The sequence below is a fragment of the Caballeronia sp. 11_S32 genome (assembly GCF_056930355.1).
Genome location: NZ_JBXOWH010000002.1, coordinates 61916 through 81882, shown reverse-complemented (window position 1 = coordinate 81882; position 19967 = coordinate 61916). Strand labels below are relative to the sequence as shown.

Below are 19967 nucleotides of genomic sequence, written 5' to 3'. Positions count from 1 at the left end.
GCGAGGGCACCACCGTGAACAAAGTCGTTCTCGCATCTGTCCTGACCTGCCCGCAATGCGGGGTCGCTACGCGGGAAACCATGCCCACGGATGCATGCCAGTTCTACTATGAATGTCCTGCATGTCACGTGCTGCTGCGGCCGAAGCTGGGCGACTGCTGCGTGTTCTGTTCATTCGGCTCGGTACCGTGTCCGCCTGTTCAGTATAAGCGCGCGTGCTGCGAACCTCAGACAAAGTAACGCTGGATATGAACTCAACGGTCGATAGATCGAACACGTCAAGCTCTCGATCGTCAATCCTGCCGGCCTGGATGTTGTCCTTGTAATTCATTTTTCGCAGGAGCCCAATGAGCCATTAAACACGATAAGGATCACTGATCGAAGATGCGGTCCGATACAACTGTGTCGATCAGTTCCTGCTTGCTCGTTGAACCTTCACCCCTCCAATGCAATTGAACGCGATCTTCGTGATCGGTGGTGAAAACAGGCGACCGTCGCTGTTACGCGACTGCGTCGGTTGCATCGAGGTCGAAAAGATACTATGTGGTGCTCTGTGGGCTGAGCAGCCACAACCAGATTTCTTCCATTGCATCGATGCCTTCCTCGATCCTGTGCAGCAGGAAGAGCGGTCAGCGTTCAACGATAGCTGTAAGCATACCCGTCCCATAGTGAGTGGGTGCGGCATAGACGACTGGCGCTGACTCGACATGAACCGAGCCAGGAACGACAATCATTACGCCAGCGTCAACATGTGCCAGCGCGGTTGACGATGAACAGACGGTCAGAGAACGGCCCCAGAAATGTGACCAAAATGAGTTTCGCTCGTTGCCAGTCCGAGCAGCCTCTCCGGCAGATTGCAACATTTTGATTGCACTTCAGCAATCGAGCGTCCGTGCCGCTAACGAGACATGGCCCCCCGCGACAACAACCTCGTCGGCGCGTTCGAGGTCCGTATGATCGACGCCGACATTGCCCACATTCGACTTGCCATCGAAGCGGTCCTTCACGAGCCAAATTCGGCTCTCCCGCTTCTTTATTGGTGCCGGCGCCTCGAGCATCTGTTGCGAAACCGTCACCTTCTGCGCCACCAGTTCTCCGCAGTGACTGACCTGCTCGCAAGGGTTGAGAAAATCACCGAATACTCGACTGGCCTCGCCTTCTCGCCCGAACCGGTCGACAAACCACCTCCTGCTCGTTCGAGCCTTCTTTAGGGCGTGCTCGATCTCTGCTGCCGGGTGGCAGCCGAAAGTCGGTCTGCAAGCGGTGCAGGTGCGTTTGCAATGCCACGTGTTGTTCTGCGTGATGCGTGTGGGCACGCATGGTAGCGCTGCCGGCTCGGCGTAGGCGTAGGTCCGCGCGGTATTTAGTTATTCTATTGACCTTTCCATAAATCTTGACGTCACCACAGGATTGCCTGAATCCAGCACACAGCAATGATGGAAGGTCGGTGCTGCGCGCTTTTCAGCTTGTTGCGGGCGACGGTCTGCAACTCGTCGAGGTTGTCGGGGCAGAAATTGGCAATCGCGTGACGTTCGAGCCATGCCCACAGATACTCGACGGGATTGAGTTCTGGGCAGTACGGCGGCGGAAAGGTGATCTGAATATGGCCCTCGAATGCGCCAGATTTGCGTTTGTCCGAACCCTCCGCTCGTCACACGGCAGCGCGAACGCCTTTGAACCCGTGGAGCGCATTTACTGTGTCGTGGTGTCAACGACGCCGCCTGCGAACGTCAGGGGCTTGCGCTTTGGGTAAAGGTACCGAGTCCTAGTCTAGAGAGTCATGTATGACTCAATTTCTAGTAGTGACGCTGAATTTTCCACAAGACCCCGAAAATCGAAAGGTCCAGTTATCGCGACAGGTTAAGATCGCATCTCGTGGCTTATCCTCGGTGTAGTTGCTTTATGACCAACGTCGCGAGGAAACGCGGCTCGTCGAACATCGTCGCGAGTTCGAACAAAAAAAGGAAGGCAAGCATGTAACCCGCGGTCGGTCGACATTCCATGAATCGCACGAAGAACGGCGCGAAGCGAGTGCGTATCGGCCCGCGCGTGAGAAACCATCCGCAGAACGCCCCGATGACAGCGCCGCCGATGACGTCGGTCGGATAGTGCAGCCCCAGATAGACGCGCGGCAGACACACGAAGACCACGCAATGCACGATCGCGAGCACGCCGAGCCATCGCCAAACGAGGAAGATGCCGACCGCTATCGCCATCCAGAGCGCGGCATGATCGCTGGGGAACGAGCTCCACAGGCGCATGCCCGCGCCCGTCTGGTCGGCTAAGGGAAACGACATATGAACGGCGGGGTCATACATCGGACGAAGGCGGAACGGCAGCGTCAGCGCGAACAGGCGGCCGAGCAGAAAAGCCACGAGCCCGGCGCACAGCGTCGCGACGACGGTCTCGCGGCGCCACTGCTGCGCGTCTCCCGGCTGGAACCACATGGCGCAGAGAATTGCTAGCGGAATGAGACCTTTGGTGAAGTAGAACTCCGCGACCGCGTGAACCGCGTGCGTGAACACGAAGGAAGATGCGGCGATATGAACCAGCCAAGTTTGGATTGGCGTATCAAAAGCGTTCATGCCTCGTGTCTCCGTGCGTAGATGTAATTGTGTCCGAAGCGTACGTGCGGGCAGTGCAATCGTCTGTTCAATACCTCGCATAACGTCGACGCCGATTGTTTTGCGATACGTTCATGGGATTGGCGGAGCGGCGGACCGGGGCCAGCTAGGTGGAAATCGGCAAAGCGCTTTTAGGAGAACCGTTTTCTTGCACGGTCGTGTGCGGTCGAGGAGCCGCGCAGCGCATGAATCCCAGCTACGTCGTTGGGACCTGCAGACCGATGGATGTGCGCGAGTCCCGGTTGAGCGCGTGCCGCCGCCTGCAGCGAACCAGCCAGACTTGCAGCGCGGCCAAAGCCGAACGTCGCGACCGCTACGCGAAACTCACCGGTTGCTCGCTTCATGTCTGCCCCGCGTGTTCGCGCGGGCGCATGCTTTGCATCGAGCGCTTGTTACCCTGTGCGCCGCCGCGAACACCACCGGCGATCCCCGATGAATCCCGATCCGCTCCCCCCCCGCCGGTTACCGCGCCTCCCTCCGATTTTCCCGTTATGAAGGGTTGTTCCTTGGCGAGGGCTATGTCGTCATGCCGCGGGTCCAGCCGAAGCCGTTGCGAGCGCCGCGTTCTGTCGGATGACTTTCTCGCAGCTTATGGCGCCGCTCAGGCCGTTGCCGATCCGCTCCCCACTTTCGCCACGCTTCTCGGCTGGATTATGAGTGCGTACACGCCTGGGGCTACTCGCGGCGATTCCGTTGGCCGCGGTGGGTGATTCGTCAGCAGGCTGATGACAGTCCGTTCAGTCGCCGCCTGTCATATGCTGCAGTGAATTTTGGCCCGTCGGCCAGATTGACCACTCTCGGGTAGCAGCCGAAATCGGAGTCGGAACAAACGTTTTCGTTCAATATGACGATGAGCTCGGAAGGGGTTGAGGCATGGTCTTGAACCGGCCTGATGACAAGGTCGAGGATAAACGGCATTTATAAGTTCGTCGCCCGGATCATCGCCGCGTCGGCCGGTTAATTTTAGCGTTGGCGATGTCACCTACGGTCCTATGGGGCGGTCGGGTGCGCTCAGGGAGTACTTCCGAGCTGAAAGTAAATCAATACGAGCAGGGCAGCAGCCCCAACAAAACCGTACCTGTTCCCCTCGACTATCCCGCCTAGAGCCACCAGTGCGTTGACCATGAAAAAGAAGGTTTTCTGCCCCGTACTCAGCTTCCTGTACAAATTTTTCATAGCCAAGGAAAGAAAGCCAAACGGCATTTAAAAGAGGACCGACGCCCGTAATAGTCTGGACAACGATAGGCGTACACCTAGTTTAATAAAACCTCCATTTGTTAAGGTTTGATAGCCCACGTTCGCGGGAAAGTTTATGCGGGAAGGTCGCGGGGTCGCTAAGAACGGGCAGCTTGCAGGGGCGGCAGGCGATGGCAAATGCGCCCCTGCTGATGTAGGCTGCAGCACCGCACATAGCCAGAGTGCGCGGGCGGTGGCTCGCCGGACGAGCCAGGCGATCATCCTCATCAGGATGCCGGCTACCACGTAATACCGCGATCCACCGTGGCTCACCGGCCATACACCGCCGAGGAACAGAGAGAACACCGACAACAGCATGAACACGACGGTGATCCATTGAGTCATAGGCGAAGAGAAAAGTTGCCGCGCGCGCCGGCGGATAAGGCGTATTCATGGCATTGACTTCGCGTTGCGACGCTTTCCTTCGTGCGGGAGCGACGGTGCGGCGACGAAAGGGCGCGCATCAGCCAACTTTCTGGCGACGCTTTGAAGTTTCCGCCGCGCCCCCCCGAAATGGGATACGTCGCTGCGTCAACTCTGTTCAGCATTCTAGCGTCGCTGTACCCACGGACAGCCCCGTTCGATCTCGTCGACGCAGACCGTCACGCCGGGCACCCGCGCGACGGCCGGAATGGGACTCAAACCCAGATCCGGGCCCTCTACTGGTGCGCAGTGATCAATGGCTTAGCCGCCGTGCCGACGATGGCGATCATGATGCTCATGGCACGAAGCCGGTGCGTCATGGGAGAGTTCGCCGTCAGTGGCGTGTTGGCCTGGGGTGGATGGCTCGCGACCTTCGCGATGGCGATCGCGGCGGTGGGTATGTTCGTGTCGGGATGAGACTTGTTATCTTCGACGTACCGCTGCGCTGCGTCTGCCGTCGCCAAAAGACGCTTCGAGAGACCGGCCGCGAAGGGCCGGCACGAGCGCAGCATGAATGCGAGATTTATTTAAACAGCGTCATTTGCAGCACCTTGAAGATTACGAGTCCGACCGCGATCACCAGATAGCCGCGCAAGACGCCCATCCAGATCCGCGTCGCGAGTGCCATTTTCTGCGGTTCGAGCGTGTCCAGCGAAGGCGTGCGAACACTTTCACGGGTGCTCTCTCCGGTCGATACAACCACGTCTACTCGAAAGGATTTTGATTTTTTAACCAATGGAGTCGATGCGCCGCATTCCGTTAGCGGTGTCGTTCAAGAGTCGATTCACAACACTCGGCGAGGCCGGTATCTTAATGCGCAACCGTCAGATGTCTGGACCGTCCTCTGGACCTCGCCTCAAGCTCGCATGCAACCTCAGGCTCATCGCATTCACCACCGCCATGCTGCTCTGGTCCCGGCCAGATGTATCTTCGGAAACGCAGCAGGCAAAGCAACGCCGAGCCGGGGTAATCGTTCGAATCGTGCGAAATCTGGCGGTCATCGCTTGCAAAACCGCATGTAGCAAGGCAGCGCGACCTCGAAGTTCTTGCGCAGTCGACGGATTCGCAAGTCTTTGAACGATCGGCGTTTTTCCGAATAAAGCGCCAGATTTTGCACGATTCGAACGATTACCCCCAATACCGCGCGAGCGGTTTCGTCCGACGGCTGTAATTGGCACTACGATTGACTGATGCGGTCGGCTGAAGTCGAATCTGAACAGCACCACGGCCCGCATGTTGGTGACCCAGGAGAAATCGTTCACAGGCGCATCGGATCGGCCTGGAACAACTGACCGCTGACCCGAAGAGCTCCGCGGCTCGTCACTTCGACGTGTCGCCCGAGATGCAGGCCGCGATGTGCGCCGCGTCCTCGCCCACGCCGCAAAGGAACGACGACTTGGCGTTATGCATCCAGTGCAGCCCGAGGAAATAGAGGCCGGGTGCCGAGGTCGCCCCCCGCCGTTGCCGCGGCTTCCCGTCCGCATCGAATACCGGGATCCCGATCCAGCTGAAGTCCAGCGTGTAGCCGGTCGCCCAGATCACTGCACCCACCCGCTCCGCGCGGAGGTCGAGCATGTTCGGCGATACAGGTGATGCGATACGCGGGCGCTCACCGAAGATGTCGGTTGTGTCCGGCCCCTTTGGTACGTCGAGCCCCGTTCGCGCAACATAGGCATCGACCTGGGTTAGGAAGGCTCGATAGTGCTCATCACCGGTGCGCAACGTCGCCTGCAAATCATCGGCCCACGCGAGCGTGCCAGCGGTTACACCGCTCAGATGCCCACAGAGGCGCAGCCCGCGCGCAGCGGACTGCCTCAGGTTCACTTCGTATCCGCCGTTCACCCCTGTGACGAGAGGTGGCGAGCGCAGTTCGGGTGGCGTGTCGTCGATGGTGCGATCGAGCTCGCCCAGCTCCCGCCGCCACCAGAATACGTCGCGCCCGCGATAATGACGCGGAACTCGGTGGTGCCTCCCGACTGAGAGGAACGTGCGACGCCCCGCCTCGAGCAGTTCGTCGGCGATCTGGCAACCGGAAGCCCCGGAGCCAATCACGACTACCGCACCATCAGGTAAGTCCTGCGGACGACGGTAGTCCCGGGCATGCAGCTGCGCGACACCGGACGGCAGCTCCCGCGACCAGTGTGGCAGCCGCGGGCGCTGATAGGGGCCGGTCGCGACAACGACGTGCCGGGCCAAGATGCGTCCCCGCGAGGTCGTTAGCTCAAAGCCAATTCCCGACGGCACGCAGCGCAGCAATGTCACGTCGACGCCGCAGCGTATCACCGGTGCAACGTGAAGGGCATACTGCTCGATGAAGCCCAACACCGCGTCCTTGTGCGCGAAGCCGTCGGGGTCATCACCCATGTAGACCTGACCCGGCAGCGCGAGGCTCCAGTTGGGGAATTGGAAGTGCAGGGAGTCCCACCGCTCGGAGCGCCAGCGCTCGGCCACGCGAGCGCGCTCAAGCACCAGATGCTCGCGACCTCGCTGCAGGAGGTGATGACTCATTGCGAGGCCGGCCTGGCCGCCGCCGATGATCACCGTCTCGACACTCGCCATTGGCGTCCTCACAGGCCGTCCGAAGATCCCTCGAGGCAATGAAACTCCCGAGCCGCCTGAAAGGCAACCCGGTCGTGACAGAATCGAACGCTGTCGGTGCTCGGCCAGCCCTTCGCGAGAAAGCGACATTCCGCACAACCGACGGGCTCGAGGTGGGTGGCCGGTCTTGATCTGACGACTCGACGGGCAATTTCCGTAATAGCCCCAGAGCAACCTTACGCGCTAGAGGGGCGCTGGTGGCTGTTCCAAGGTCTTTCAGACGTTTGGCGGTTGCACCGGCCGGCATCGATCCCGAAGGGAGGCGGTGTCCCGCCCATTTCGCCAACCGCGGCCGTTGGGCAGCGACGACATTCAGAATCGGAATATCGGCACCGGAAACTTTGATTATCCTGTTGCGAGTCGATTGGAAGGCGGCGTATTCGGACTCGCATTCTTCCACTGAAGCATTCGCTGCGTATTTCCAGGCGTGGGCCAGTGGCACTTAAACGTCAGCAAACGCCGAAAAGCACGCGTGGGAATCCGGCGGATTCCTGCGCCGACTAGCCGTTCGAATAGCGGCTTCTACGGGGACTCATTTGTCAAGGTGTTCTCCATAGTCAGGTAAATGAAGTGGTTGTGAACACATAGCCATTCGATCGTGATCCAAGGTCGGGGTATGAGGAGCGTTCCAGCCCGAAACGAACTTCTATCCGTGCAGCGCGCATACGGCGTGCACCTCACGCAACATGCGCGCAGGACGCACTGACAAACCCCAGTTACCGGCGCACCCCATCTTTGTAGGCGGTCACCGTGTGGTGACCCGACGTAATTGCGGGCGCGTCGACCTCTGATCATGATGTGTTCCTTGCCGGATCACGCAAACGGTGCTGACATGGCCGCTTTTTCCCGTTGCGAAGACCGCAAGGGACCCCGAAGCTGTCTAAGAACTCCGCCTTGCGCCGATGACTGGTTCGCCGTCGAACGGTCGTCCGCTCAGGCGGAGTCCCTCGCGGAGTGTTGGCCGAAGCCGTATTTCCCTATCTGCGCTGGCGTGTCTGCCAAGGGCTGTCCAATTAGCGGACCTCGTCAGAACCATCTTAATAGGCGGTTTCGTACATCTTGTACCAGAAATTCATCCTGAAAAGCCCTCAATACCCGTTTCTTCTCGGTCACCTATCTTCTTCACCACGAAGGTCAGCGCTTCGTGCATCGAATCGTTGGACGGCGTCGTCCGGGAAGACAGATCAGCACCGTGGTCGCTCGTCGCGATTTCGGCCGGATGCTTTCAGCGACCAGGCTCTAGCATGAGGCGATTTATCGAATCGGCAGAAATGTTTCGGGGGCGGTCATGGAAGACAAAAGCGTTCTGGATACGGTGTTGTGGGTGCAGGATGGGCCGGCCTCGGCGTTAGCTATGCACTCGCTCGGGCTAATATGCGGCACTGCGTTCTGGAGCGTGGCAGAATCGGCGAAACTTGGCGGACCCAGCGTTGGGATTCTTTCCACTTCAATCTTCCCAATATCTACAGTGCATTGCCTGGCGACAGTTACAACGGCGCCGAGCCGGAAGGTTTCATGACGCATACGGCGTTCGTGACGCTGCTTGAGAACTATGCGCGGCGCCACCAACTCCCAGTTCACACTGGTGTCGCGGTCTCAAAACTGGATTCAAGAGACGGCCTCTTTCGCATCGTGACGCCGCAGCAGACGTGGTGGGCAAAAAGCGTTGTCGCCGCCAGCGGCAGCCTAAACCGGCCGTGCCGACCGGCTGCTGCCTCCGCATTAGTGAGCGGCCCGGTGCAGATCGATGCCTCGGACTACCGCAATGCCAGCGCATTACCCGCCGGGGCCATCCTCGTTGTGGGCAGTGCACAGTCGGGCTGCCAAATCGCCGAAGATCTGATCCTGGCAGGCAGAGAGACCTATCTCGCGACGAGCCATATTGGCCGTATGCCGCGACGATATCGCGGGCGCGACATTGTCGTGTGGATGGTGAAGACCGGAATGTTCGACGTGCCGCGCAAGGATTTCGTCAATGCATCTGGCCGCGTTGCTGCTCGGCCCATGCTTGGCGCGTTACCCACAATAAGCCTGCAGTCTCTGAACGCCCAAGGCGTCGTGCTGCTAGGGCGATTAGTCGGCGTGGAGGATGGCCGTCTCGTCTTCGCTGACGACCTTGTCGAAAATGTTCGGTTCGGCGACCAGATTTCCGCGCAATTAAAAATCCGCATCGATGAATTTATCGAGCTTCGCGGCCTTCCTGCGCCAGTGGCCGCTGAGGACGAGTCGGAGACGGTTGCTCCACGCCTACCCGAGCGACCTATCCTGTTGCTCGATCTGATGGAGCGGAACATTTCAGCGATTGTTTGGTGCACAGGCTTTGGGGGGGACTTCACCGCAACAGAACGCCTATGTGGAGCGGTTCAACCGGACGGTGCGGTATGAATGGCTGTCGCAATACTACTGGGATGACCTTGCACACGTGCAGCACTTCGCGACTGAATGGATGTGGCAATACAATAACGAGCGCCCTAACATGGGGGTTGGAGGCGTCACACCAAAACAGCGGCTCACGGCCGCAGCATAGTCTCTACTTCTGACTCGCGTTAATTGCGGGGTGGTTACTACGCCACTTTCCGTAGCGCCCGCCGTATTCACGTTCTCGAGTGCAATCAGCGCAAAGAGGAGCCTCTTTGTTGCTCCTATTCTCCAGACCTTGGGTCTATGAATGGCCGTCAACCCCTCGTTGATGCCCTGACATTAGCGGAGATAGTGCGCGACGGAAACCGTGCGCCGTAGGCAGTCTTTCAGCCCCAGTACTCCGCGATAATCCGCTTCGTGCTCCGAAACACACGTGGTGCGGTCGTCGCCGAGCACGAACGCATCGACACGCCGAACCCGCCAATGCTCACGTGCCAATACCGGCCAGTCCGCGCTTGCCCCTTACCCCGACGTCATATGCTGACGTCCGAGGCAATACTCAAATGGATAGAGAGGCATCGATGCTGCACGTAATGGCGTGCTCGTGGGCTGCAGCTACCTCCGTTGAGCGCCGGATCTCTTGGATCTTGGGCACCAATCGTTGATGTCATCTCGAGTTTCTCCACGCTCGCCGGCACATCCTCATGTCGAAGGAGTATCGGAGAAGATCATTCCGGCCATGGCTTCGGAATCCCGATGCAAGCTCTCGCGCATCGCCGACGGTGGCGTGCCGATCACAGCCTCCATGTGGAGGGTTTCTCTCGATCGAAAGCTTGCATATCGTTATAACGAATGTTCCGTGCATTTGTTGAGGCGGCGCTGCAATACTCGCTGCCAACCTGCTCCGTGCCAGGATGAACGCCGGCAACATGGATGGAAATCGTCCAACAGGACGAAGTTATTAGTTGACACGAGGGCAACATATGAACCTGCCCGGACGGCTGTTTGAGCACGCGACACGTTTTCCGCAGCCGTGCGCACGAAGCCGATGGCCGTTGGCATTATTCCTGCATTATTGGAAGTGATAGTTCTGGCCTCGACGATGTACCGGACGGCGCGAAAGCCCCCGGATGCTGATCGTTCAATGAGCGCCCTGGCGAGGCGGTGCTTTCGCCCGCCTGACGCATGCCGCGATGAAGCATGCGCGTACTGACGATATTTTGAGGAGAACACTGATGATGCTTGACCGACATCAGTTGGAGGCTTTCGCTGCTGTCGTCGAAACCCTCAGCTTCGAACGCGCGGCAGAAAGGCTCAATGTGACTCGCGGCGCAATCTCGCAGCGCATCAAGGCGCTGGAAGAGGCGTTGTCCACCGTCCTGCTGGTGCGTGACAAGCCACTCGCCTTGACGGCAGTCGGCGAAGTGCTGTTTAAGCATGTGGTTGCCATTCGGCTGCTCGAAGCCGACACGTACAGTCAGGTGCGTCCGCACGGCGTCGAAGGGAGAGGCATGATGCCGCTCGCCATCAGCGTGGATGCGCACTCGATCGACACCTGGTTCAACACTGTCGCCCAGCGGCTTATCGAACGCAACACGGTGGAGCTCGAAATCGTCGTGGATGATGCGGACCCCGCCTTCCCCGTGCTCACACGCGGGGAAGTTATCGGGTGCGTTTCGACCGTGTCGAGGCCGGCCCGCGGTTGCGCCGCTACGCCCATCGGCACCATGCCCTACCGATGCATTGCGAGCCCCGCTTTCATGCAGCGCTATTTTTCCAAAGGCTTCACGCTCCATTCGGCCACTTTGGCGCCTGCGGTATTACTCGGAAAGCGCACCGCTATGCTGGATCGGTACCTCGATGCGGTATTCGGCGTGTCGGTCGTACGCTATCGCAAGAACTTTCTACCTTCGGCGGCTTCGCAATTCGAAGCCATAGTCGCGGGCGTCGGCTACGGGCTACTCCCGGAGCAGACCGTGCGCTCGCGACTTGCCAGCGGCGAGGTCGTGGACGTGCTGCGTCACATGCCCTTGCACGTCACACTGTACTGGCATCATTGGCGAGCAGCACCGCCTGTCTGCGAGGCAATCTCCACTGACATCATCAATAGTGCACGGGAGATCCTGCAGATGAGCGGCTCGGAACTCACGGCGCCAGGGACGGCCCGAACTAGCGTCTGAACGCGCCATTACGCGCAGCGCAAAACGATGCGAACAGAGCGGCCTTCACCGATATCAGCAATTCAGGCTTGCTCCGGGCACTTCGGCACAGCAGCAACACGACCCGCCGGGGCACGCTCCTCCGGCGGCCTTTCGTCCAGCCTTTCGCGGAATCCCCGAGCGGTCAGCCACAGCAACGCGGCACCGGGCAGAGACAGGAGCAGCGCCATGAAGAGAATGATGTTCTGCACACCGAGCGACGGACCAAGGCTCGCCGTAACAAGTCCGGCGATGGGATACGAGAGCGAGTTCACGAGATAGAATGGACCGATGACTTTACCGAGATGCTCGGGCTCGATCGCCCTCGCCCGCTGCGTGCGGTTGAAGACGTTGAACCATGCCACGCCTGCCATCGCAGCGGGAAACGACGCGGCATAGACCCAAAGCGTGTCCGCGCAGCCCATCGCCGCGAGGCCCACGCACATCACCGCGAAGCCCGCCGCGCCGATGCGATACACCGACCACGATTTCAGCAAGCGCGGCATCGCCAGCAGATTGATGAAACCGAGCAGGCCCGCGCCGGTGTTCATCAGGCCGAACACGCTGTCCGGCGCACGAAAGAACCCGGTGATCAGATAGGCATTGGCGCTGATCGCGATGGCGAAGGCCAGGTTGATCGTGAAGTTGACCAGGGCTAGCATGACGACCGGCCTGTTTCGGATCAGCAGCTTCCAGCCGAGCAGCAGTTCCTGCGCCACGCGGCTCGGCGCGGCCTTCGCGGATAGCCCTGTCGGCATGTCGCGCCAGCACAGTGCCGCGACCGCGAAAGCCGCCGCCGCGACGACGAGCAACGGAAGCTTGCCGAACCAGTGCGCGAGTGCGGCGGCAAGCGTCGGGCCGAGCGCCCTGGACAGCAATTCCGCGTTCTGCACCAGCGATTGCAGGCGCGCAAGCGTCTCGCCTTCGGCGAGCGCCGGCACCGTCTTCTCCACGGACATGCGGATCGGCGCCATGAACGCGGAGAGCAACGCGCAATTGATCATGAGCGCGGCGACGGTCGCTTCGGGCATCGACCAGCACATACAAGCCGCAATCAGGAGGCACATCGCGCGTCCCGCATTCGAGGCGAGAAAGAGCCGCCTTCCGCCCACGCGGTCGGCCAGCATACCCGCAAACGGATAGCAGACCAGCGCCGGGACCCACTCGACGGCGAACGCGACGCCCGAATAGGTCACGCTCGCCGTCTCCTGATAAATGATGAGCGGCACCGCGAAGAGCACCGTCTGCTCGGCGATGATGCCGAGCATCAGCCCGGCGGCGAAGCAGCGCAAGCGCCACGCCTTGCGGATGTCAATGGCATCAGATGACAAGGGCTATCTCCTCGTGCTCGCCTTCGCTGGCTTCGAGCTTGCGCACGCGCGGGGCGACGTGCTGACAGAAACGCCGCATCTCCCCGCGCGTGGGCCAGCCCGAAAAAATGAACTCAGTGACGCCGGCCTCCTTGTACTGCATGAGGTTCTGGGCCACTTCGTCATAGCTGCCCGCGACGCATAAGGCCGGCCCGCCGCGATACGCCACGGCGCCTGACCACAGCACGGGCGACAACCAGCCGTCGGCCGCGCCCTCCGCGAGGCGAAACGAAGTCTTGACCGCCTCCGAGTCGCAATGCCTGACGAAATCACTCACGTTGCGCCGATGCTGCTCGTCCGGATTGACCATCATCGCTTCGATCTCGGCGAGCGCCTCGGCGCGGGTCTCGCGGGCGAGGACATGCATGCGGATGCCGACCTCCCGCCCCGCATCGAGCACGAGCCGGCTCGCTGCCGCGATGCCTTCGGGCGTGTCGCCATAGCGCAGCCAGCAGTCGCCCCAGCGCACCGCGGTCTCCTGCGCCTGCCGCGATGCGCCGCTCAGATAGAGGCGCGGACGATCGCCGTCCTTGTACGGCAGCCCGAGCTTCGCGCCGCTCAGCCGGTAGTGATCCCCCTCGTGCGTGATCGGCGTTTCACCGCGCCAGAAGCGTTGAAGGATGGCGAGATATTCATCGGTGCGGCGATAACGGTCGTCGTGCTGCAGATAGTCCCCGTAGTACGCCTGCTCTTCGGGCGAAATGCCGGCAACGACGTTCAGGGCGATCCGCTTGTCCGACATCCAGGAAATCGTATTGACCACCTGGGCAAACAAGGTCGGCGGCATCAGCCCCGGGCGATAAGCCAGGATGAAAGTCACTTTCCTCGTTTCGCGGACCAGCGCGCCGATGAGCGGCAGCGGGTCCGGCAGGTGAAACCCAATCCCCATCAACAGGGAATCGATGCCCAGGTCTTCCGCCTCCTGGACGAAATCGATCATGCCTTCGAGGTTCAATTCGTTCGCCAGGTCCTTTTCGGATGCCTTAGTGTTCCCGTCTCCCCTAGGCGCGCACCAGTGGAATCGCAGTGGTCTCATCGCTCGCTCCGCGTGGCTTCGTTGAAGTTGAGACGAGCTTAGGTGCGATGCAAGCCTCATCGCAAGCGCTAACTCACCGATGCAAGAAACTCTGACGGGCCGATAGCGGCGCTCAACGCGCGCGGTCAACCACGATCCGCCCTTGTCGATGACGGGCCTTGCATCCGCGCATATCCACTTGACCGCTCGCATCGCGATGCGCACACATTTGCTCACGGGCCGTCAATTAAATCGACATGTGCGCCTGAGCGGCATTTCATGACCTACATTGGTTTCACGATTCGTTCGGGGACGAGTCGACTGACCGATGACAGGAGCAAGAGCTTATGCTGTGTCTGAAAGACAAACGCGTAGTCGTCTTTGCCGAGGGCTGCTTCGGCCCGGTGACTAGCAAGGTCGCTACTTCCTATCTGCGATACCGCCACGAGGATTGCGTAGCGGTCATCGACAGCCGCCTTGCCGGACAGGATGTCGGCGCCGTGCTCGGCTATGGCCACGGCATTCCGCTGGTCGATTCGCTCGAATCCGCGCTGCGTTTGGAGCCGCAGATTCTCCTGATCGGGGTCGGCCTGTTCTCCAACGAGCTGCCCGAATCATGGCGCGGCCAGATCGCGCTCGCGCTCAGGCGCGGCATCGATGTCGTGAGCGGCCTGCACTTTCGCATCGCCACCGATCCGGAATTCGCCGGGCTCGCCGCGGCATCGGGCAGCCGCGTATGGGACACCAAGGAACCGCCCGCGACGCTCGCCACCAACGCAGCCCGGCTCGACGAGCTCGACGGCTTCGTCGTGCATACGGTGGGCAGCGATTGCCGCGTCGGCAAGAAGACGAGCGCCATCGAGATCACCGAAGCCGCCCGCCGCAAGGGCTTCAACGCCGGCTTCGTCGCCACCGGACAGAGCGGCATCTATATCAGCGGCAGCGGTGTCGCGGTCGACGCCGTGCCCGCCGACTTCATCGCCGGCGTAACCGAATCGATGGTGATCGAATCCGCGGCCCGTCACGACTGGATCGTGGTCGAAGGTCAGGGCTCGATCTCGCATCCCGCCTACAGCGGCGTGACGCTCGGCCTGCTGCACGGCGCGATGCCGCAGGCGCTCGTGCTGTGCCACGAGGCTAATCTCTCGCATCACAAGGGTTGGCCCAATGCGCCGCTGCGCCCGCTGCCCGAACTCATCGCCGTGTACGAACAGCTGGCGTCGTTCCAGCGGCCGGCCAGGGTCGTCGGCATCAGCGTGCATTGCGGACACATGAACCGCGAGGATGCGGCGGGCGTGGTCGAGCGCATCGGCAACGAAACCGGGCTGCCCGCCACCGACGTCATCCACTTCGGCGCCGACACGCTCGTCGATGCGCTCGCCGCACATCGGCGCGGGCTCCTTGCCGCCCGCACGGATGCTTCGCTTCGCGCCGAAGCATCGGTCCGGAACCACCGATACGCACAAAACGGGAGTCCGACATGAACATTGAATCTATGTTGTTGCGCGTCGAACCGGCGCGCGTGCTGACCGGCAACGCGGTCACGCCGTCTTCCAAGCCCGAGACGCAGCGCGCCATCCTGGCCGCGACGCTCGCACGCGGCCACTCGGTGCTGGTCAACGACCTGCGCTGCGTCGAGACACAGACGATGAAGAACGCATGCCGTGCGCTGGGCGCGGTGATCGAGGAAAGGGACGGCTACCTCGATATCCACGGCGTGGGTCGGGACTTGCGCCTGGGGCACCGCGTGATCGACGCGCTCGGGTCCGGTCTGGTGTTCCGCACCTTCGCCGCGCTGACCTGCTTCGCGCCGTCGCCCGCCGTCATCACCGGCGACGCCATACTCAGGGGACGCGTGATGAAGCCGCTGTTCGACGCGCTCCACCGGCTCGGCGCGCGCATCGACTGCATCGGCGACGCGGGCAAGGCGCCCATAGTCAACTGGGGCGGAGGCTTCGAGGGCGGGCGCTGCGTACTGCCGGGCAATGTCAGCTCGCAATTCATCACCGCGATCATGTTCGCCGCGCCCATGGCGGCGCAGCCGACGGAGATCGTGATCGAGGGCGAGATACTGTCGAAGTCCTACATTCGCCAGACCGTCGCGACGCTCACGCAGGCCGGCATCGGCGTCGAAGCGAGCGACGACCTCTCGCTCATCCGCGTCCACCCGGGCGACTATCGGCCCGCGACATATCGCGTGAGCGGCGACTACACCTCGTCGTCCTACCTGATCGGCGCCGCCGCTATCTTTCCCGGCGTCACCGTCCTCGAGAACATGAGCGCGCAAAGCCTGCAGGGCGAGTACGCGATCATCGACGTGGTGCGCACGCTCGGCATCGAAGTGAATTTCGACGAGGCGCACAACCGGCTCACGCTCGTCAATCGCCTGTCGACGCTCGCCGGCGACTTCGAGTTCGACGCGAGCGACTGCCCGAACATCGTGCCGACGCTCGCCGCGATAGGCGCTTACGTGAAAGGACGGTTCCGCGTCGTGGGCGGTTCGATCACGCGGCTGCACAAGTCGCCGCGAATCAAGGCGATGGTGAACGAGCTCGGCAAGCTCGGCGTCGACATCAAGGGACTGTTCAAGGACGGCGTGTACGACGGCTTCGAGATCAACGGCCACGGCGAGGACCACGCCGGCGGCGTCGAGCTGTCGAGCTGGGGGGACCATCGCATCTTCATGTCGCTGTTCGTCGCGTCGCTGCGATGCCGGCACGCGAATCTGCTCGACGGCTATCGCGACGTGAACTGCTCTTTCCCCGACTTCTTCACGCAATTCGAAAGCCTGGGCGTGCGCTGCCGCGAAGTCGGCCCCGGCCAGGAACTCGACGACAACAACCGCGAGCGCTTTCTGCTTCAGGCATGAACGATAGGGGAGAACAAAGATGATCACGGATCAACAAGCCCGCTTTTACGCCGATAACGGCTATCTGGTCATCGACCGGATGTTCGATCGGGAACAGGTCGGCCGCGCGCTCGCGGCCATCGACGAACTGCTGAGCCCCGACAACGCGGACAAGCCTTACGAATTCGAACCGCGCGACGGCGTCACCGTTCGTCGCATCTGGTCGCCGACGCGCAAGCACGAGACGTTCTGGCGCATGGCCGCGGAGCCCGCGCTGCTGGACTGCATCGAGCGGCTGATCGGCGGAAACATTCTCTTCCACTACAGCAAGCTCAACATGAAAGGGCCACGCGTGGGCAGCGTCGTCGAGTGGCATCAGGACTTCTCGTACTACCCGCACACCAACGCGGACCTGCTGACCGCCCTCACTTTTCTCGACGATGCCAGTACCGGCAACGGCTGCCTGCGCGTGATCCCGCGCTCCCATCGCGACGGGCTGCTGTCGCACGAGATCGATGGCCACTTTCGCGGCAAGGTGGAAGGCATCGACGAAGCGCGCGCCGTCAGTCTCGAAGTGCCGGCCGGCAGCGTCGTGTTTTTGCACTGTCTCACGCTCCATGCGTCCGCGCGCAACGATTCGAACCTGCCCCGCCGCACGTTCCTGCCGGCCTATCGCGCGGCCGACGCCTTTCCGATCTATTTCGGCCCCCATGCCGCCCACAACGAGCCGGGCATAGAACTGCTGCGCGGCCGGCGCGCGAGAGTGGCGCGCGTGGAAGCCGGGCTGCATCGGCTGCCGATCGCCGAGCGCGAGTTCGGGTCGCTGTACGAAGTGCAGGAAGGCTCGCATCTGCGCAAGGAACTGGCGGCCATGAACACGGCCGGCTATGCCGTCGCCGACACCGCGGCACAGTGAGGCGCGCAATGGACTGGTCACCTTTTATCGCCGCGCCGCTGCGTTCGCTCACGCCGTATCGGCCCGGCATCACCGAGGAGAAGCTCAGGCGGGATTTCGGCCTGAGTGAGATCTTCAAGTTTTCAAGCAACGAGGCGCCGCTGCCGCCGTCGCCGCGCGTTGTGAAAGCGATGCGCGACGCGCTCGGGCAGAGCCACCGCTATCCGGACACGCATGATTTCGTCGACCGGCTCGCGCGCCATCTGGGCGTGCCCGTGAGTCACATCGTGCTCGGCAATGGCTCCATCGACGTGATCGCGTCGCTGGTTCGCGCATGCGTTTCGCCGGAACACAACGTGGTGCTGTCGGATTTCGGCTACTGCGCCTATCCCGGATTCGTGAAGGAACAGGGCGCGACGGCGAAGCTCGCCGCGTCGCGGCGGCACTTCGGCCACGACGTCGATGCGTTGCTCGCGCAGGTCGATGCACGCAGGCGCATGATGCTGATCGACTCGCCGACCAATCTTTCGGGCCACGCGCTGGGCGCCGCGCGGCTCATGGACCTGATCGAGCGTCTGCCCGCTCATGTCGTGCTCGTGCTCGACGAGGCCTACGCGGAATTCGCATCGAGCGACGCATCGGCGTTGACCGCGCAGTTGCCGCTGATTCATCCGAAGGTCGTCGTCACTCGCACGTTCTCCAAGGCCTACGGGCTCGCCGGACTGCGCATCGGCTACGCGATCGCCGATGCAGGCCTCATCGACTGGCTCAACCGTATTCGCCCGCCGTTTCCCGTGAACCGTGTCGGCTTGGCCGGCGCGGCGGCGGCGCTGGACGATCGCGCGCATATGGAGCGTATCGTCGCACGGGTCCGCGAGGGCCGGCGCACGCTCGTCGAAGCGCTCGGCGCCATGGATATCCCCGTCGCCGACGGCAGTGCGAACTTCGTTCTGGCCGATTTCGGACCGGCCGCGCGCGCGGTATACGAGGGCCTGCTCGCGCGCGGCTTCATCACCCGCGCGATGCACGCGTACCGCCTGCCCGATCATCTGCGCATCTCCATTGGCGCGCCGGACGAGATCGAACGGCTCGTGGCCGCGATCGGCGAACTCATGCAGCCGGCGATCCTGCCCCATACTACCGAGGAGGACGCGTGAACGTCGTCATCATCAACAACCTCGCGCGCTTTCCCGGCACCGCGAGATGGGACTTCCATCTCGTGTGCTACGACGAATTTCTCGATCACGAAGCGCACGACGTCAGCTATATCGTCAACCGTCGCGGCCGCTCGGCGATCATGGCGCCGCCGGGTAGCCACAGCGTGTACGAACTGGACCGCCTCGACGACATCGCGGCGTACCGGCCGGTCCTATCGCGCATCGCATGCGAGCACGGGCCGATCGACCGACTCATCGTGTTCTCCGAGTCGCTGCAGGATCTCGGCGCGCAGTTGCGCGAGGAATTTCGCATCCCCGGGAAATGGACGGCCGAGAATCGCCTCGGCCGCGACAAGATCGTGATGAAAGCGAAGGTGTCGGCCGCCGGGCTGCGCACCCCGCGCTACACGGCAGTCACGGCGGAGCAGGCGGATCACGCCGTCGCGTTCGCGGCGTGCGCGGGCTATCCGGTGGTCCTGAAGCCGACCAACGGCCAGTCGAGCCAGGGCGTGCGCAAAATCGACGACGAGGCGCAGTTGCGCGCCCAGGTGTCGATGCTGCCCGCGCACGAGACCTGGGACCTGGAAGAGTTCATCGACGGCACGCTGCTGCACATCGACGGGCTCGTCGATCCTTCGGGAAAAGTCACGCTGGTGGTGCCCTCGCGCTATTTCAACACGTGCCTCGATTTCACCTTCGGCGCGCCGCTCGGTGCGATCACGCTGGAACCCGGCACTGCGCTTCACGCAAAAGTGAGCCGGTTTTCGGCGCGATGCATCGAGGCCATCGGCCTTACGGCGTGCCCGTTCCACCTTGAGCTGTTCCATACGGCCGAAGACGAACTCGTGTTCCTGGAAGTCGGCGCGCGGGTTGGCGGCGCGGACGTGCCTTCCGTCATTCATCGGGCCACCGGCATCAACCTGTTCGGCGAATGGGTCAACATGAGCATGGGCCAGGCCGCCACGCTGCGCGCGCAACAACGCTCGATAGGCGCGTGGCTGATGTTCCCGCGTCCCGATGGCCTGCCGCTGCGCGTGCGCTCCGTCACGCGCTTCGATGGCCGACTGCGCAGCCTCTACCGCCAACTCGTGCCCGACGAAGGCCAGATCATCGAGCACGAAGACGGTTACTGCTCAATGCAGTCGGGTCGCTTCCTGTTCGACTCGACGTCGGCGAACGAAGTCGAAAGCGACGTCGCGCATGTTCTCAATACGTTCTCCCTCACCACCACCGAGCTCTGACA

13 protein-coding genes and 5 pseudogenes are annotated in these 19967 nt (G+C 61.8%); 11 read left to right on the top strand and 7 right to left on the bottom strand.

Annotation, left to right across the window (positions count from 1 at the left end; all coding sequences use genetic code 11):
* Positions 1-14: 14 nt before the first annotated feature.
* Positions 15-239 (top strand): GDCCVxC domain-containing (seleno)protein, encoded by a 225-nt coding sequence (locus AC1Z32_RS08565; RefSeq protein ID WP_483478307.1) that lies wholly within the window; start codon positions 15-17, stop codon positions 237-239.
* A gap of 635 nt (positions 240-874) precedes the next feature.
* Here AC1Z32_RS08565 and AC1Z32_RS08560 read toward each other — a convergent pair.
* From AC1Z32_RS08560 to AC1Z32_RS08550, 3 genes and pseudogenes are all read right to left on the bottom strand, one after another.
* Positions 875-1087, bottom strand: coding sequence for a hypothetical protein (locus AC1Z32_RS08560; protein ID WP_483478306.1), 213 nt, complete (start codon positions 1085-1087; stop codon positions 875-877).
* Positions 1088-1398: 311 nt separating this feature from the next.
* A pseudogene (locus AC1Z32_RS08555) lies at positions 1399-1593 on the bottom strand (transposase); the annotation flags it as partial.
* A gap of 286 nt (positions 1594-1879) precedes the next feature.
* A complete protein-coding gene (locus AC1Z32_RS08550; protein ID WP_483478305.1) occupies positions 1880-2584 on the bottom strand; it encodes a phosphatase PAP2 family protein in 705 nt (234 codons plus the stop codon).
* 266 nt (positions 2585-2850) lie between these two features.
* Between AC1Z32_RS08550 and AC1Z32_RS08545 the strand changes: the two are divergent.
* A pseudogene (locus tag AC1Z32_RS08545) lies at positions 2851-3054 on the top strand (IS91 family transposase); the annotation flags it as partial.
* Positions 3055-4507: 1453 nt separating this feature from the next.
* A pseudogene (locus AC1Z32_RS08540) lies at positions 4508-4699 on the top strand (divalent metal cation transporter); the annotation flags it as partial.
* Positions 4700-4805: 106 nt separating this feature from the next.
* Here the strand turns inward: AC1Z32_RS08540 and AC1Z32_RS08535 are convergent.
* Together AC1Z32_RS08535 and AC1Z32_RS08530 are read right to left on the bottom strand one after the other, a co-directional pair.
* Positions 4806-5027, bottom strand: a pseudogene (locus AC1Z32_RS08535) (manganese transporter); the annotation flags it as partial.
* Between the two features lie 575 nt (positions 5028-5602).
* On the bottom strand, positions 5603-6841 hold the full coding sequence (locus AC1Z32_RS08530) for an NAD(P)-binding domain-containing protein (RefSeq protein ID WP_483478304.1): 1239 nt from the start codon (positions 6839-6841) through the stop codon (positions 5603-5605).
* Between the two features lie 1413 nt (positions 6842-8254).
* Here AC1Z32_RS08530 and AC1Z32_RS08525 point away from each other — a divergent pair.
* From AC1Z32_RS08525 to argP, 3 genes and pseudogenes are all read left to right on the top strand, one after another.
* Entirely contained in the window at positions 8255-9265 is a 1011-nt protein-coding gene (locus AC1Z32_RS08525) for an NAD(P)-binding domain-containing protein (RefSeq protein WP_483478303.1), read from the top strand.
* Positions 9213-9407 (top strand): annotated as a pseudogene (locus AC1Z32_RS08520) (integrase core domain-containing protein); the annotation flags it as partial. The gene AC1Z32_RS08525 and the pseudogene AC1Z32_RS08520, both read left to right, overlap by 53 nt.
* 1069 nt (positions 9408-10476) lie before the next feature.
* Positions 10477-11421: an HTH-type transcriptional regulator ArgP gene (gene argP, locus AC1Z32_RS08515; RefSeq protein ID WP_483478302.1), complete on the top strand. Its 945-nt coding sequence runs from the start codon at positions 10477-10479 to the stop codon at positions 11419-11421.
* A gap of 62 nt (positions 11422-11483) precedes the next feature.
* On the opposite strand, the gene AC1Z32_RS08510 is transcribed toward argP, so the two are convergent.
* Both AC1Z32_RS08510 and AC1Z32_RS08505 read right to left on the bottom strand, forming a co-directional pair.
* Positions 11484-12770 carry an MFS transporter gene (locus AC1Z32_RS08510; protein ID WP_483478301.1) on the bottom strand — a complete coding sequence of 429 codons (1287 nt, stop codon included), beginning with the start codon at positions 12768-12770 and terminating at the stop codon, positions 11484-11486.
* Complete coding sequence (locus AC1Z32_RS08505) at positions 12760-13845, bottom strand: LLM class flavin-dependent oxidoreductase (protein ID WP_483478806.1); 1086 nt, start codon at positions 13843-13845, stop codon at positions 12760-12762. The genes AC1Z32_RS08510 and AC1Z32_RS08505 overlap by 11 nt, the downstream gene beginning before the upstream one ends.
* A gap of 326 nt (positions 13846-14171) precedes the next feature.
* Between AC1Z32_RS08505 and AC1Z32_RS08500 the strand changes: the two genes are divergently transcribed.
* From AC1Z32_RS08500 to AC1Z32_RS08480, 5 genes are read left to right on the top strand one after another with little or no spacing between them, the layout of a single operon-like run.
* The gene (locus AC1Z32_RS08500) at positions 14172-15308 is read left to right on the top strand and encodes an N-acetyltransferase DgcN family protein (RefSeq protein WP_483478300.1); all 1137 of its coding nucleotides are present in this window, start codon (positions 14172-14174) and stop codon (positions 15306-15308) included.
* Entirely contained in the window at positions 15305-16693 is a 1389-nt protein-coding gene (gene aroA, locus AC1Z32_RS08495; RefSeq protein ID WP_483478299.1) for a 3-phosphoshikimate 1-carboxyvinyltransferase, read from the top strand. Before AC1Z32_RS08500 ends, aroA begins: the two co-directional genes overlap by 4 nt.
* A gap of 19 nt (positions 16694-16712) precedes the next feature.
* Complete coding sequence (locus AC1Z32_RS08490; protein WP_483478298.1) at positions 16713-17588, top strand: phytanoyl-CoA dioxygenase family protein; 876 nt, start codon at positions 16713-16715, stop codon at positions 17586-17588.
* A gap of 8 nt (positions 17589-17596) precedes the next feature.
* Positions 17597-18724 carry a histidinol-phosphate transaminase gene (gene hisC / locus AC1Z32_RS08485; RefSeq protein WP_483478297.1) on the top strand — a complete coding sequence of 376 codons (1128 nt, stop codon included), beginning with the start codon at positions 17597-17599 and terminating at the stop codon, positions 18722-18724.
* Positions 18721-19965, top strand: a complete 1245-nt coding sequence (locus tag AC1Z32_RS08480) for an ATP-grasp domain-containing protein (RefSeq protein ID WP_483478296.1) — start codon at positions 18721-18723, stop codon at positions 19963-19965. The genes hisC and AC1Z32_RS08480 overlap by 4 nt, the downstream gene beginning before the upstream one ends.
* The last annotated feature ends 2 nt before the right edge of the window (positions 19966-19967 follow it).